Raw genomic sequence first — 13,370 nt, 5'->3', positions numbered from 1 at the left:
GTAAACACCAACAGAAATGATCCGAATCGACGGTCTTTATTGCGAATAACATCACAAAAAAAGTCAGCCGAAGCTGACATGCTAATACAAAATCGTAAACTTAAAATCCAATGGATTAAAGTATTTGTAAAGATCCCTAAAAAGGCTATCTCCATATTTAACATAGAGTAACGCAAAATTTTCAGACCTTTCCTGTAGTCCTCCGCCAGGAAAGAGCTTTTCCTTCACATTATCAATATCCGTTAGAGCATGTTGATGATTTCGCTTTTCGGCTTTCATCAGCTTTTTCTCTAAATTATTGATCGCTTTTTTTAACCGCGCTTTTACCGCTTCCGTACTAGGGCCTAAACTTGGATCTATTTTGTGGGTTCGTAACTTTATCTTACCAAAAATAGCGTTCAGCTCCATCCATTCGTCATTGAGATTGAGACGTTCTTTGGTATGACGTCGAACATATTCTTTTTTTAGTACTTCTGCTGGACGAAAGATACTCTTAAACGTTAGATCAACGCGAAATAATTTCGCCGCAACGTTGTCCTCAGTTATCATCGCTGAATTGCGCGGTATCAAAATTGGAAAATCTACCTGATATTGGTCAAAGTTAGACTTCAATTGCATCCAATAGACCATTTCGGCGCCACCACCAATATAAGCAAGATTGGGAAGTATAATTTCTTGATACATCGGACGCATGACCACATTTGGACTGAAGCGCTCTGGATAATGATCAATCTCCTGTTCAAGCTCAGCCTTCGTAAAATAAATATTCTGATGCAATACTTCGTATCGACCATCGGCAGCGAGCACCAAGCGTTCCCGAAATTCATCCGTCAAATAAAAGAAATTAATCTCACGAGCATGTACTTGGGTGGAGAAACCATTTGATTCTAGCTCTTCCGATCGCGCTGTTATTGCCTTAAAGCTTTTTTCAGTTAAGATATCTTCCTTGATAATTGGCTTGAACAGTTCCTTCAATTCCCGGTCATCCGCATCGACGATCAAAAGACCGTAAGACTTAAACAACTCATTAACCATATATCGCGTTGCATCTGCTAATCGATCATGGTTCAAATAGGCTTCTTCCACAATCCGTGTAAGTTTAGTCGAATTTTCGGAAAGCCCCAAAATATTTGTGTACTGCTTCACAGCATCAACGATTGTTGCTGTATCCATTCGCCCGGTAGCAGAAATAGCAGGCGTATCCCAACTAATTTTCTTACCGAAGACTTTCGTATGGTTGATTTCTTCAAAATCATGATCTTCGGTCGCCATCCAATATACAGGAACAAAATTTTTATCGGGGTGTTTGCCCTTCAAATCTTCGGACAAACGTATTGCCGTCATGATTTTAAAAATAAAATACAAAGGTCCGGTAAAAATATTGAGCTGATGTCCCGTCGTGATGGTATAAGAATTCTGGTCGAGCAACAGTTCTATATTGGCCGCTACAGCAGGGGAATCCTTTAATAGCTCGCCATATTGCTTTTTAAGACGCTCAACAAGAATCTCCCGGTGTTCAAATTTCTTCTTTTCGTTCAATTGCTTTTCAAAACCAGCCCAGGTAGGCCAGTTTCCTACAAAAGATTTTAAGGCTTCATCATGCGCCAAATAGGCCAATAAAGTCTTAGAGAAGCTATTTGTTTCACTATATTCAATATAAGTTGCCTTCATCTGCAAATTTTATTAATTATTCTCTATTCTTAATTGATAACGAAAATCCCCCAAAGCAAGCTGACATGGCAGTGTATCTTTTTCGCTAAATAGAACCTATTTTCAATTTTAATCAGAAGGATGATTCACCATGAAACGACAGGCTTTCTTGAATCTGATTTTAAACGGCTATAGATTGTTTAAAATGGGGATTGTACGTTTACAAATGTATCTAGTTTGCGTCGACAAAATAGTGAATTTTCACAAAAAGCTTGTCCCGCTTTTAAATTATATCATTTTACTGACAATTGTCTATAAACAAACGGGCCTCCTTTGAATAAAGGAGGCCCGTTTGTTTATATTATCATCTATAAGCTTTTAAACTTATTTCCTTACAATTTCACCATATAGATCGAAATCTTCAGCTCGGTCGATTTTTACCTGAACAAAATCACCAATACGTGCATAAGAATCTGCAGCAAGAATCAAAACTTCATTGTCTACTTCCGGAGAATCGTATTCTGTGCGGCCAATAAAGTAATCGCCGTCTACCCGATCAACCAATACTTTATATGTATTGCCCACTTTGGACTGATTGATGTCATACGAAATACCTTGCTGTACTTCCATGATAGCTTCCACGCGTTCTTCTTTTACTTCCTGTGGCACATTATCCTCCAGCGAATGTGCGTGCGTCTTTTCTTCATGAGAATAGGTAAAACAGCCTAACCTGTCAAAACGGGTCTCTTCAACCCAATCCAACATCTCCTGGAAATCCTGTTCAGTTTCACCTGGATAACCACAAATTAATGTTGTACGCAACGCGATATCTGGAACTTTGTCACGTATGGCGTTGACAAGATCGATCTGTTTCTGTTTCGTTGTACCTCTTCGCATAGACTTCAACATCGGATCAGATATATGTTGTAATGGCATATCCAAGTAATTACAGATATTTGAACGTTCATTCATGGCGTCCAAAATATCCATTGGGAAACCCGAAGGATAGGCGTACTGCAGTCTGATCCATTCGATACCATCAACATCTGACAAATGGCGCATTAAATCAGAAAGATTGCGCTTTCCATAGATATCTAAGCCATAATAGGTCAGGTCTTGTGCAATCAGAATCAATTCTTTCGTGCCGTTCGACGCGAGAAATTTTGCTTCTTTCACGAGATCGTCAATGGATTTGGAAACGTGTTTACCACGCATCAAGGGAATTGCACAGAAAGAGCAGGGACGGTTACATCCTTCGGCAATCTTAAAGTAAGAAAAATGCGAAGGTGTTGTCAATAAGCGTTCACCCAACAATTCATGCCGATAATCAGCTCCAATGGATGACAACAGATCCGGCAAATCATTCGTACCGAAAAAGGCATCAACATTGGGGATTTCAGACTGCAACTCTGGCTTATATCGCTCAGAAAGACAACCTGTAACGATCACCTTATTGATTTTACCCTGATCTTTTAGATCCGAATATTGTAAGATCGCATCAATCGATTCCTGTTTGGCATTATCAATAAAACCGCAGGTATTGATGACGACGATATCATTCGCCTGTATATTGGATGCTTCATGCACGACTTCCATCTGATTGCCCTTTAACTGGCCCATCAGGACTTCACTATCGTGAATATTTTTCGAACAGCCCAAAGTCACCACATTGACACGTGGTTTATTGATCAAAGGCGCTGGTTTCGCGTATTTTGTCTTCATATGATTAGAAGGTAGACTCTATTTGAAAAGGGAGTCCACAAATTCCTTTTTGTTAAACAACTGAAGATCACCTATTTTCTCTCCTACACCAATGTATTTCACCGGGATCTTAAATTGATCAGATATACCAATAACCACCCCACCCTTAGCTGTTCCATCGAGTTTAGTCAATGCTAAGGCATTCACATCCGTTGCCTGCGTAAACTGCGTACATTGCTCAATGGCATTTTGTCCTGTCGATGCATCCAAGACCAACAAGATTTCATGTGGTGCACCTGGAACAACCTTCTGCATCACATTTTTGATCTTCGTGAGCTCATTCATGAGGCCAACCTTATTGTGCAAACGGCCTGCGGTATCAATGATACACACATCTTCACCATTTGCCACTGCCGATTTCACGGTATCATAGGCCACTGAAGCAGGATCCGAGCCCATTGCCTGAGCGACAACACGCACGCCAACACGCTCACCCCATAATTTAAGTTGATCAACAGCAGCTGCCCGAAAGGTATCCGCGGCCCCCAATACAACTTTGCTTCCAGCTTGTTTCAGCTGATGAGCCAGTTTGCCAATGGTCGTTGTTTTGCCAACCCCATTAACACCTACAACCATAATGACGTATGGTTTATGATCGCCATAATTGAAATTCTCGAAATCAGCACTATTGTTCTCTGCCAGTAGCGTTTGAATTTCCTCTTTCAGGAGATTGTTTAGCTCAGAAGTAGAAACGTACTTATCGCGGGCAACACGAGCTTGTATGCGATCAATGATTTTTAAGGTAGTTGTAACCCCAACATCAGAAGTAACCAAAACTTCTTCCAGATTATCCAGTACATCGTCATCTACTGTTGACTTACCAACGACAGCCTTTGTAATCTTGGAAAGAAAGCCTTCTTTTGTTTTTTCCAAACCTTTATCTAAGGCCTGTTCTTCTTCTTGTGTTTGTGGTTTTTTCTTAAAAAAATCAAATAATCCCATGGAGTGTAGTAGTGAAAATTGATGTCCAAATATAAACAAATGTCCTCAACAAAAAAAGCCCTTTCGGTAGGATACCAAAACGGCTATTTTTATCGAATTCTTTTTAAAGAAAAACTTTAAAAAAGGAAAATGCTACTAGTTATTTTTGAGCTGCTGCAACTACGTCTTTCACTTTATCGTTGTGAACCATACCTTCTTTGAAAGTATACGCGCCAGTTTTTGCAGATTTAGTAGTAACAATAACCTTTGTAAATTCTTTACCGCCACCTTTTTGTAACGATGCAACTGCTTTCTTTGCCATGGTATATTAATATTTTACTTAGCTTCTCTTTCAAGGGCTAAGATGTGTGACTTACTTAATTTCTTTATGAACAGTAACTTTTCTCAATACTGGGTTGAATTTTTTCAATTCCAAACGCTCAGTTGTGTTCTTTTTGTTTTTAGTAGTGATGTAACGAGACATTCCCGGAAGACCACTTTCTTTGTGTTCAGTACATTCTAAGATAACTTGTACTCTATTTCCTTTTTTAGCCATTGTTTTACTTTATTTTGATCCCATTATAGGATTGAAATTCATGAATAATCTTAATGTAACAGGCGCGACAATCAATTAGATTGACCCTTTAACGATAAATTTATTGATCGCTGCTGTAATCCCGTTCTTGTTGATAGTCTTGATAGCAGAAGTAGATACTTTTAACGTAATCCAACGATCTTCTTCTGGAATGTAAAAACGTTTAGTTTGTAAATTTGGATAGAATTTACGTTTAGTTTTAACGTTTGAGTGAGAAACGTTATTTCCTGTTAACGCCGCTTTGCCTGTTAAATCACAAATTCTTGACATGATATTATTTTTTTGTTGTCTTTATTACAATATGTTAATCCTTTGCACTCTCTGCAAAGAGTTTGCAAATATCTATATTTTTTTTTGGATAAGCAACAAGATAATTGGAATTATTTTTAAAAATAGTTCTACACAGGAATGGTAAGGGCAAAAATAAAGGATTTTATTGTATTATATTTGCTCTGTAAAGAAAAATAGTTTTCAACAATTCACATTTATGAACAAATATCTTCGCAAGGGCTTAAGGGAAATAATCATCGGTGTCGTACTTGTCATCTTGGGATATTACCTCATGGAACAGCGCTCCAATTGGTATAAATTAGCGATGCTTGTCGGAGTTATTGTATTTAGTATCGGTTTTCTAACTTTAATCTATCGCATGATTCGCAAGGTAGACCGAAATGCCATTATTGAGATGCGTGAAGAAGCGCATAAAAAAGATAAAGAAGGGAATGCTGAACAAAACTAGAGGTATCGTCTTAAAAACAACCAACTATTCGGAAAGTAGCCTTGTAGTACAGCTCTACACCGAACAGTTTGGCATGCAATCTTATCTCATTACCGGCGCAAGGAAGCCTAAAGCAAAGATCAAGGCCAATATCCTTCAACCCTTACATTTATTGGAAATTGTCGCTACTCATAAAGATAATGGTTCATTACAGCGGATTGCCGAAGCTCGTCAGGTTCCTGTCCTGCAAGAAATTCCTTATGATATTGTCAAAAGCTCCCTCGCTCTTTTTCTGAATGAAATACTCTATAAAATTCTGAAGGAACAGGAAAACGACCCCTACCTTTTTGAATTCATCCACCAATCTATCCGTTGGCTGGATGAAACGCATTTAAATCTGGCCAATTTTCATCTTGTTTTTTTAATCAAGCTAACCCGTTTTCTCGGGTTTTATCCGGCTGAATCCAAGCAGGCCCACCCTTATTTTAATCTTCATGAAGCGACCTTCTCAAATAGCCTTCCTGAACATCCGCTTGTATTACAGGAACCACATACGTCTATTTTCAGAAATTTAATCGAATCCGAATATTCGAATTGTGATCGAATTAAAATGAGCAGTTCGGATAGGCAATTCCTATTGGAAAAAGTGCTCGACTTCTATCGTCTGCACCGCACAAATTTTAAAGAAATAAAATCGCTCTATATACTCGAAGAAATTTTTAGATAATTAAGCCCAAGTTTCCTATTCAAAAGATCCAACAGGCGCTCTTTGGATAACAGGAAATAAATATCCCTTCTGAAATGCTCAACCAGCCTAAACAAAATAACCAGCAATTAGCTACTTGGTAACCATCTAATTGTCTCTAATAATTGTTCTCTCAGATAAATTCTTGGTACATTTATTGTAACAAAATTGAAATAACATTTGGTTTACTAACATCATTTTCACCTAAAAAAGTATTAAAGATATGGAACTTAAAGAAAACTTTTTAAAAGTTGTTCGAGACAACTATGCCAACTTTGAAGGAAGAGCCCGCCGAAAGGAATATTGGATGTTTTTCCTTGCAAATCTTATCATTAGCGCAGTATTTGGAATACTGGGACAAATTGCAAGCTTATTTACGTATGTCTCAGGCTTAGTAAGTTTAGCTTTACTAATTCCAGGGATAGCCGTTACGGTCCGAAGATTACATGACACCAATAAATCAGGCTGGTTTATATTAGTCGCCTTGATTCCATTTATTGGTTGGATCTATCTGCTTTACTTATTGGTATTGGAAGGTGACAAGGCTTCAAATCAATATGGTCCAGACCCCAAGGCGATTGAAAGCGGCTCAAATCATCCCTTTAATCAAAGCCAAGATCCATTCGGTTCTTCTCGGCCACAGGATCCATTCGGAAGTTCACAACCGTCAAATCCTACGCCACCTGCACCCGACAAAGACCCCTTTGCTTAAGGCTAACCCATATAAAAAGCGCTTTCACAAGATTGTGAAAGCGCTTTTTATTTAAATTCTATTTTTGATCTTTCCCGATCAAACTAACGAAAATTCACCGCCCCAAGAATAGTAACGGATTTGATTCTCTAGCATCCAATTAGAATTAATGTCTGTGTTTTTTCTTTTGTTGCCCGGGAGCAAAATCACGAGCAGACTGCTCTCCATAGTATTTTTTAGCCTGACCCGGCGGCATTTTTTTCGGACCTCGGCCATGGCTGTGGCCATGATGAGTGGAATAACATGCCGACATGGAAACCGCTATGACAACAGAAAGAACCAATAATAAAGTGCGTTTCATCTTAATCTCCATATTTTAAACACTTCATTACAATTATCAGTCCAAAATGTTTAACCGACCATAACAACGGCCCTCGCACCTACTCTTTCGAATTTCCAATGCTAAAGGATAATATCAATCCTGGCTCATAAAAATCCTGGCTCATAAAATACAACTGCATAAAAAAGCCCATGCTGTTCGCATAGGCCTTTTCACAATAAATATATCTTCAATCTAATTAGATAACTCTTACATTTACCGCATTAAGACCTTTACGGCCTTGTTCAACTTCGTAAGATACATTGTCATTCTCACGAACTTTGTCTACTAATCCCGAAACGTGAACAAAAATTTCGCTCTCGCCTGAGTTAGGGATGATGAAACCGAAACCTTTGGTCTCATTAAAGAATTTTACTTTACCTTCTTGCATGGCACTATATTATTAATTTCCCTAAAGGTATAGAAATAAAATCAAAAATCTTAACCTTTTTATTTTTTTTATCCGTTAAACTTTTTCATCAACTTTGGCTCCAATCTTGTAGCAAAGCGATAATAGCAATCGTATTATTATAAAAACTTTAAGACAAAAAACATGAAAAAAATACTTTTAGGACTTGCCTTTTTAGGTTTGATGACTCAATTAAACGCACAACAAATGGTTAATAAAGAATTTGTATCCACGGTAGGACGTGCCGAAGAGGAAGTAACTCCCGATATCATCTACATCGATGTAACACTGAAAGAGTTTTATGAGAATGGCAACACCAAGAAAAAAGCTGCAATAGACAAATTAGAAAAGGATCTGTTTGATTCGGCAACAAAAGCTGGTGTTAAAAAAGAGGATTTTACCATCCAAAATATCTGGAGTTATAACGTCCCGGACAAAAAGAAAAAAGATACAGATATTCTACTTTCGAGACAGTACCGTATCAAGGTAACCAACTTGAATAATTTGGATCAATTACTAGATGGAGTCGACAAAGCGGGTATCCAAAGCACTTATATCAGTGAATATGACTATTCGAAGAAAAAGGAACTGGAAAAAAGTTTAAAAACCAAAGCAGTATTGGATGCCAAAGCTAATGCACAGATTCTAGCAGAAGCAGCAGGTCAAAAAATTGGCAAAGCCATCGTATTATCTGAAACACCGCAACAAATTATATTTGGCGTTCAACCGATGATGCGTAACGCTATGTATAAAGGCGCCATGGCCGAAGCTGCAGATAGTGCTGCTGGCAATGGGCTTGATTTAAATATCAGACCGATGAAAGTAACGAGTGAGATCAGCGCTTCGTTCGAGTTATTGTAATCATGCACAGAGAAAAAACTCCAGCAGATAAATTAAAACAAATTGACCAAGATTTCGGTTGGATCGACCGAATATCTTGGTTAATGGATAATCAGTTTAAAATTGGAGGATTTCGGTTTGGGTTAGATCCGCTGTTAAACCTTATTCCCCTAGGAGGAGCAATAGCGGGTTTTGGAACATCACTAGTCTTAGTCATAGCCATGTGGCGTAATGGCGCCAGTCCCAAGCTCGTCATACGCATGCTCCTCAATATTTCCCTGGATGCAATTCTTGGGAGCATTCCTTTCCTCGGAAACCTGCTCGATTTTTTTAGCAAAGCCAACGAAAAGAATATCAAATTACTGAGACAACATTATTATGAAGGAAAACATACGGGTTCGGGTATCGGAATCGTCATCAGTATCCTGATTGTCTTTTTCCTGCTCATCGCTGTTACATTGTATCTTATTTGGACATTATTCTCCTGGGCTTTTTCGCTGCTAAATGGTATCTAATGCCAACAATTCCTGTCATTCTCTCGCTAAATTGGAATCCTTGGTATTTCTGGGGAAACAATGACCTATATCTAATATCTATTTAATAATTTTGATGTCAATAGTCATCCCGTTATGACATCCAAAACTTAATCTCGAATTTAAAATGAGTAAAAAAAGAATATTTGCACTGATTTTGATCGTCGTCATGCTGGCTGCAATTTTGACGAACCCCAGCAAAGAGGAACATGAAAAAATTGTACGTGCGAAAGCTGAACAGCTATTGAAAAGCCAGCTTCATGCAAAAGATCAGGAATTTTTCGGATTGGGGATGCAGCTTTTTGGCAACGACATTGTCGATAGATTTATTCAAACTTCGGTCGTGGTAGACAACTACTATTTGTTTTCTTTAACAAAAATAAAATGGCAGGGCACCGAACAGATCATAGGCGGAGGCGCTTTTAAACACATCTGGCTGAGCCCAAAAATTGATGAAAAAGCAGACGAAATTATTGCTGCATTGAAAAAGATCTAATATGCCTTTAGAAATACTCTACGAAGACGAATCTATCGTTGCAATCAATAAACCGCATGGACTATTGGTACACCGATCTTCTATCGCACGCGATGCTTCAGAATTTGCGCTACAGCTCCTTCGGGACCAACTAGGAAAAACAGTTTATCCCGCACATCGTTTGGACAGGAAGACTGGAGGCATACTGCTATTTTCGCTAAATAAGGAGACTGACCAATATTTACAAAAAAGTTTTCAGGAGCGCAAGGTCGACAAAAAATACCTCGCTGTACTCAGGGGCTTCGCACCAGCGGAAGGTCTGATTGATTATCCCTTAAAAAGGGACGATGGTACGCTTCAGGAAGCCCAAACGTCTTTTCGTTTACTTGCTCAAAGCGAGCTGGACGTTCCCTTCGGAAAATTTCCGACGTCACGATACAGTCTCGTCGAAGCCAATCCAATTACAGGTCGTATGCATCAGTTACGCCGCCATTTCGCGCATATCTTCCATCCAATTATCGGCGATCGCCCGCACGGATGCAACAAACAAAACAAGTTCTGGAAAGAAACGTACCAAATGGATACCATGCTGTTGCATGCCTCGGAGCTGACCTTTAAACATCCGTTATCGGGCGAAGACGTTCATATCGAAGCGCCCCTACAACCCGATTTCATCAGAGTATTGGAAATATTAAATCTCAATGAAGTATGTTAAAATTGATTCTCGAAGCCTTTATCAGCATATCCGGTATCACTGCAGCTTCTGGTATTGTCTATCAGGATAGGCAGATCCATATCATTTCTGACAATAGCAATTACATCTACAGCTATCATATCGCAGACCAAAAGTTGTCTAAAACGATACTACGCCAGTCTGATCCGATGGAAAACATTGCTAAAGCAGCTAAATTGGATTTGGAATCGATCACTTTCGATGGAAGCCGCTATTATCTTTATGGTTCTGGTTCTACCCCAAACAGAAACAATCGTTTTATTTGGGACGGCAAAACAATCCTCGAGGAAGACTTCAGTAAAATCTATTCTTCCTTAATGGAAAAATTCAGTATTTCCAAAGAAGACTTCAATATTGAAGGTGTTGTTCATGTAAAAGATAAGATCCTATTTTTTAACCGGGGAAATGGTCCTAAAGGCACAAATGCCATTTTAGAGTATCACCCGCTTTATCCTGGCCAGTCCCGATGTATCCCGATTGAACTACCCAAGCTAAATGGCATCTCGACAGGCTTCTCAGATGCGACCCTGGTTGGAAATGAAATCTATTTTATCGCTACCGCGGAAGACGCAAAATCGACCTATCTGGATGGAGAAATCGGAGGTTCCCTTCTTGGAAAAATACCTTCAGATCTTTCTGGCAAACCCGAGACATTCGAAATTCCTGAAAAGCATAAATTTGAAGGAATCACGTTAAAAGAGAAGACGACCCAAGGCCTTGTTTTCCTGCTGTGTGAGGATACCGATAGCGAAGATGATCATATGACCATCTATTCGCTCCAGGTAAGCAATTAAATCGATTGTTCTAAAATGGATTCACAGTGAGGAATCACGTATATTTTATTAAATTTGTAGCTGATTAAAACTTAATTTTTATGTTAAAAAATACTGCCCTTTCGGAGACGCACATTGCTTTAGGAGCAAAAATGGTTCCCTTTGCAGGCTTCAACATGCCCGTACAATACACAGGCATCAATGATGAGCACGAAACAGTTCGCACAGGTGTAGGAGTTTTTGATGTAAGCCACATGGGTGAATTCATCCTAAAAGGTGAAAAAGCCCTGGATCTACTTCAAAAAATCTCTTCCAATGATGTGTCAAAATTATACGATGGCAAAGTTCAATATGCTTATATCCCCAATGAAACTGGCGGTGTAGTTGATGACTTCCTAACATACCGTATAGACGATAAGACATATTTTTTGGTTGTGAATGCGTCAAATATTGAGAAAGATTGGAACTGGATCTCCAAATACAATACAGATGGTGTGGAGATGAAGAATATCTCGGATCAAACCTCTTTATTTGCAGTACAAGGTCCTAAGGCTGCGGATGCACTTCAATCGCTTACAGATATCGAATTAGCTCCAATGGAATACTATACCTTTGCAAAAGGTACATTTGCGGGTGTAGAAAATGTGTTGGTTTCTGCAACAGGATATACTGGCGCTGGAGGTTTTGAAATCTATGTGGCCAATGAAGATGCCCAAAAAGTATGGGATGCTATTTTTGAAGCAGGTAAAGCTTATGGAATCAAACCAATTGGTTTAGGTGCCCGTGATACTTTACGTCTAGAAATGGGTTTCTGCCTATACGGAAATGATATCGATGATAATACATCTCCTTTAGAAGGCGGTTTAGGCTGGGTAACGAAGTTTACAAAAGACTTTGTGAATTCTGCGGCGCTTAAAGCGGAAAAAGAAGCTGGTCTAAAGAAAAAGCTTGTTGGTTTCGAGATGATTGACAGAGGCATTCCTCGTCATGATTACGAAATCGTTGATGCTGATGGAAATGTAATTGGACGTGTTACTTCGGGAACGCAATCACCAACATTGAAAAAATCAATCGGTTTGGGTTATGTGGATACAGCCTTTTCAAAAGACGGCACCGAGATCTTTATTCTGATCCGCAATCAAAAAATAAAAGCAAAAGTAACAAAACCACCATTTGTGAAGTAATAAAAAAAGCCTGCTTAAAGCAGGCTTTTTTTATCACTTCTTCTTTTGTTTTGTAGCAGGTTGCTGTTTACCGCTTTCTTTTTGTTGAATAAGCGATCGAACTCGTTTGCTTAAAACAACGCGGAGGTAGATCAAAACCACCAAAAAGGCGATGGATAATCCCGTTACCAACATGTTGCCGGCCTTATACCCTTCAAAACCACTGTAAACTAAAAATACAATAGCCAAACTCAACACGATGTTTAGAAAAAAATACTTTAACATATTACTTTTTTATTAATCCCAATACCCGTTTTCTCCATCCTCCAAAGAAATAGAATGCTCCCCCAACAATGTTTAATAAAACGATCGTCAAAGCCATCAGCATCCTCTCCGTGTTAGAAATTGTCCTCGAAAGCATGATTTCCCGTAGAACCAATATTACCCATAGGAGAGACAATAAAATGGAAAGGCTACCTAATATAGGGAATATACCAAGGTTAAATAATCGCGCTAAAATAGCTACGCTATAAAAAGCAAGACTAAACAAGAAAGCTTGCTTAGTCTGATGCTCCAAATTCTTCATCTTAATAAACGTCTAACTCTGGATCGATTTCCTCTTTCCAAGCTAAAATTCCGCCTCTTAAGTTTGCAAGATTGTCAAAACCTTGTTGCTCCAATAACATAATCGCCTGTGCAGAACGTTTTCCAGAACGACATTGTACGATAACAGGTTTATCTTTCGCAATCTTATCCGCTTCGATCAATATACCTGAAAGTGGAATATTCAATCCATTTAAATTTGATACTTCATACTCAAAGGATTCACGAACGTCTATCAACTGAAAATCTTCGTTGTTATCGATTTTATTCTTTAATTCTTGTACAGATACTTCTTTCATTTTCAAACTATTTAATATTCAAATATACTACATTTTTTCCGAAAGTGTTCGCTTTCATGGATGCTCAAAATCAGCCATTGTT

The 13,370-nt window shown here is 38.6% G+C and carries 19 protein-coding genes; 9 read left to right on the top strand and 10 right to left on the bottom strand.

Annotated features, from left to right (window positions below):
• Positions 1-81: 81 nt before the first annotated feature.
• The 6 genes from bshC to rpmB all read right to left on the bottom strand — a co-directional run bounded on the left by bshC (position 82) and on the right by rpmB (position 5,197).
• Positions 82-1,671 (bottom strand): bacillithiol biosynthesis cysteine-adding enzyme BshC, encoded by a 1,590-nt coding sequence (gene bshC, locus K2F45_RS00240; protein ID WP_075990467.1) that lies wholly within the window; start codon positions 1,669-1,671, stop codon positions 82-84.
• A 363-nt stretch (positions 1,672-2,034) separates the two neighbouring features.
• Positions 2,035-3,372: a 30S ribosomal protein S12 methylthiotransferase RimO gene (gene rimO, locus K2F45_RS00235; RefSeq protein ID WP_075990465.1), complete on the bottom strand. Its 1,338-nt coding sequence runs from the start codon at positions 3,370-3,372 to the stop codon at positions 2,035-2,037.
• A gap of 18 nt (positions 3,373-3,390) precedes the next feature.
• Positions 3,391-4,353, bottom strand: coding sequence for a signal recognition particle-docking protein FtsY (ftsY, locus tag K2F45_RS00230; RefSeq protein ID WP_046672598.1), 963 nt, complete (start codon positions 4,351-4,353; stop codon positions 3,391-3,393).
• Between the two features lie 139 nt (positions 4,354-4,492).
• Complete coding sequence (locus tag K2F45_RS00225; RefSeq protein WP_075990464.1) at positions 4,493-4,654, bottom strand: DUF4295 domain-containing protein; 162 nt, start codon at positions 4,652-4,654, stop codon at positions 4,493-4,495.
• Positions 4,655-4,705: 51 nt separating this feature from the next.
• On the bottom strand, positions 4,706-4,888 hold the full coding sequence (gene rpmG, locus K2F45_RS00220) for a 50S ribosomal protein L33 (RefSeq protein ID WP_002998409.1): 183 nt from the start codon (positions 4,886-4,888) through the stop codon (positions 4,706-4,708).
• Positions 4,889-4,963: 75 nt separating this feature from the next.
• The gene (gene rpmB / locus K2F45_RS00215) at positions 4,964-5,197 is read right to left on the bottom strand and encodes a 50S ribosomal protein L28 (RefSeq protein WP_046672597.1); all 234 of its coding nucleotides are present in this window, start codon (positions 5,195-5,197) and stop codon (positions 4,964-4,966) included.
• A gap of 217 nt (positions 5,198-5,414) precedes the next feature.
• Here rpmB and K2F45_RS00210 point away from each other — a divergent pair, with 217 nt between their 5' ends.
• The 3 genes from K2F45_RS00210 (at position 5,415) to K2F45_RS00200 (ending at position 7,102) form a co-directional block, all read left to right on the top strand.
• Positions 5,415-5,666: a hypothetical protein gene (locus K2F45_RS00210; RefSeq protein ID WP_075990463.1), complete on the top strand. Its 252-nt coding sequence runs from the start codon at positions 5,415-5,417 to the stop codon at positions 5,664-5,666.
• Positions 5,650-6,372 (top strand): DNA repair protein RecO, encoded by a 723-nt coding sequence (recO, locus tag K2F45_RS00205; protein WP_248932758.1) that lies wholly within the window; start codon positions 5,650-5,652, stop codon positions 6,370-6,372. Before K2F45_RS00210 ends, recO begins: the two co-directional genes overlap by 17 nt.
• Before the next feature lie 241 nt (positions 6,373-6,613).
• Complete coding sequence (locus tag K2F45_RS00200; RefSeq protein ID WP_248932757.1) at positions 6,614-7,102, top strand: DUF805 domain-containing protein; 489 nt, start codon at positions 6,614-6,616, stop codon at positions 7,100-7,102.
• Between the two features lie 145 nt (positions 7,103-7,247).
• On the opposite strand, the gene K2F45_RS00195 is transcribed toward K2F45_RS00200, so the two are convergent.
• A complete protein-coding gene (locus K2F45_RS00195; RefSeq protein WP_120335849.1) occupies positions 7,248-7,442 on the bottom strand; it encodes a quinol oxidase subunit 4 in 195 nt (64 codons plus the stop codon).
• A gap of 217 nt (positions 7,443-7,659) precedes the next feature.
• Positions 7,660-7,851 (bottom strand): cold-shock protein, encoded by a 192-nt coding sequence (locus K2F45_RS00190; protein ID WP_046672593.1) that lies wholly within the window; start codon positions 7,849-7,851, stop codon positions 7,660-7,662.
• 162 nt (positions 7,852-8,013) lie between these two features.
• On the opposite strand from K2F45_RS00190, the gene K2F45_RS00185 reads away from it, so the two are divergent.
• From K2F45_RS00185 to gcvT, 6 genes are all read left to right on the top strand, one after another.
• Entirely contained in the window at positions 8,014-8,730 is a 717-nt protein-coding gene (locus K2F45_RS00185; protein WP_075990460.1) for an SIMPL domain-containing protein, read from the top strand.
• 2 nt (positions 8,731-8,732) lie between these two features.
• Positions 8,733-9,224, top strand: a complete 492-nt coding sequence (locus K2F45_RS00180; protein ID WP_075990459.1) for a DUF4112 domain-containing protein — start codon at positions 8,733-8,735, stop codon at positions 9,222-9,224.
• 145 nt (positions 9,225-9,369) lie between these two features.
• Positions 9,370-9,738 (top strand): DUF4359 domain-containing protein, encoded by a 369-nt coding sequence (locus tag K2F45_RS00175; protein ID WP_075990458.1) that lies wholly within the window; start codon positions 9,370-9,372, stop codon positions 9,736-9,738.
• Between the two features lies 1 nt (position 9,739).
• Positions 9,740-10,432 (top strand): pseudouridine synthase, encoded by a 693-nt coding sequence (locus K2F45_RS00170; RefSeq protein ID WP_075990457.1) that lies wholly within the window; start codon positions 9,740-9,742, stop codon positions 10,430-10,432.
• The gene (locus K2F45_RS00165; RefSeq protein WP_248932756.1) at positions 10,426-11,244 is read left to right on the top strand and encodes a DUF6929 family protein; all 819 of its coding nucleotides are present in this window, start codon (positions 10,426-10,428) and stop codon (positions 11,242-11,244) included. Before K2F45_RS00170 ends, K2F45_RS00165 begins: the two co-directional genes overlap by 7 nt.
• Positions 11,245-11,324: 80 nt before the next feature.
• Positions 11,325-12,407 carry a glycine cleavage system aminomethyltransferase GcvT gene (gene gcvT, locus K2F45_RS00160; RefSeq protein ID WP_075990455.1) on the top strand — a complete coding sequence of 361 codons (1,083 nt, stop codon included), beginning with the start codon at positions 11,325-11,327 and terminating at the stop codon, positions 12,405-12,407.
• A 33-nt stretch (positions 12,408-12,440) separates the two neighbouring features.
• Here the strand turns inward: gcvT and K2F45_RS00155 are convergent, their stop codons facing one another.
• Positions 12,441-12,671, bottom strand: a complete 231-nt coding sequence (locus K2F45_RS00155) for a DUF6358 family protein (protein WP_075990454.1) — start codon at positions 12,669-12,671, stop codon at positions 12,441-12,443.
• A 302-nt stretch (positions 12,672-12,973) separates the two neighbouring features.
• Positions 12,974-13,288 carry a rhodanese-like domain-containing protein gene (locus K2F45_RS00150; protein WP_075990452.1) on the bottom strand — a complete coding sequence of 105 codons (315 nt, stop codon included), beginning with the start codon at positions 13,286-13,288 and terminating at the stop codon, positions 12,974-12,976.
• Positions 13,289-13,370: the final 82 nt, after the last annotated feature.

Source organism: Sphingobacterium siyangense (genome assembly GCF_023277505.1).
In the GTDB taxonomy this organism is placed as follows: domain Bacteria; phylum Bacteroidota; class Bacteroidia; order Sphingobacteriales; family Sphingobacteriaceae; genus Sphingobacterium; species Sphingobacterium siyangense.
Note: the sequence above shows the minus strand (reverse complement) of the source record. Positions and strands in the feature narration are given on the sequence as shown.

Excerpts from the sequence above, each read along its gene's own strand:
- K2F45_RS00170 (WP_075990457.1), top strand. The coding sequence starts at position 9,740 with ATGCCTTTAGAAATACTCTACGAAGACGAATCTATCGTTGCAATCAAT.
- gcvT (WP_075990455.1), top strand. The coding sequence starts at position 11,325 with ATGTTAAAAAATACTGCCCTTTCGGAGACGCACATTGCTTTAGGAGCA.
- K2F45_RS00200 (WP_248932757.1), top strand. The coding sequence starts at position 6,614 with ATGGAACTTAAAGAAAACTTTTTAAAAGTTGTTCGAGACAACTATGCC.
- K2F45_RS00155 (WP_075990454.1), bottom strand. The coding sequence starts at position 12,671 with ATGTTAAAGTATTTTTTTCTAAACATCGTGTTGAGTTTGGCTATTGTA.
- K2F45_RS00225 (WP_075990464.1), bottom strand. The coding sequence starts at position 4,654 with ATGGCAAAGAAAGCAGTTGCATCGTTACAAAAAGGTGGCGGTAAAGAA.
- K2F45_RS00210 (WP_075990463.1), top strand. The coding sequence starts at position 5,415 with ATGAACAAATATCTTCGCAAGGGCTTAAGGGAAATAATCATCGGTGTC.
- K2F45_RS00175 (WP_075990458.1), top strand. The coding sequence starts at position 9,370 with ATGAGTAAAAAAAGAATATTTGCACTGATTTTGATCGTCGTCATGCTG.
- rpmB (WP_046672597.1), bottom strand. The coding sequence starts at position 5,197 with ATGTCAAGAATTTGTGATTTAACAGGCAAAGCGGCGTTAACAGGAAAT.
- K2F45_RS00185 (WP_075990460.1), top strand. The coding sequence starts at position 8,014 with ATGAAAAAAATACTTTTAGGACTTGCCTTTTTAGGTTTGATGACTCAA.
- K2F45_RS00190 (WP_046672593.1), bottom strand. The coding sequence starts at position 7,851 with ATGCAAGAAGGTAAAGTAAAATTCTTTAATGAGACCAAAGGTTTCGGT.
- rpmG (WP_002998409.1), bottom strand. The coding sequence starts at position 4,888 with ATGGCTAAAAAAGGAAATAGAGTACAAGTTATCTTAGAATGTACTGAA.
- K2F45_RS00180 (WP_075990459.1), top strand. The coding sequence starts at position 8,733 with ATGCACAGAGAAAAAACTCCAGCAGATAAATTAAAACAAATTGACCAA.
- recO (WP_248932758.1), top strand. The coding sequence starts at position 5,650 with ATGCTGAACAAAACTAGAGGTATCGTCTTAAAAACAACCAACTATTCG.
- K2F45_RS00150 (WP_075990452.1), bottom strand. The coding sequence starts at position 13,288 with ATGAAAGAAGTATCTGTACAAGAATTAAAGAATAAAATCGATAACAAC.
- rimO (WP_075990465.1), bottom strand. The coding sequence starts at position 3,372 with ATGAAGACAAAATACGCGAAACCAGCGCCTTTGATCAATAAACCACGT.
- K2F45_RS00195 (WP_120335849.1), bottom strand. The coding sequence starts at position 7,442 with ATGAAACGCACTTTATTATTGGTTCTTTCTGTTGTCATAGCGGTTTCC.
- bshC (WP_075990467.1), bottom strand. The coding sequence starts at position 1,671 with ATGAAGGCAACTTATATTGAATATAGTGAAACAAATAGCTTCTCTAAG.
- ftsY (WP_046672598.1), bottom strand. The coding sequence starts at position 4,353 with ATGGGATTATTTGATTTTTTTAAGAAAAAACCACAAACACAAGAAGAA.
- K2F45_RS00165 (WP_248932756.1), top strand. The coding sequence starts at position 10,426 with ATGTTAAAATTGATTCTCGAAGCCTTTATCAGCATATCCGGTATCACT.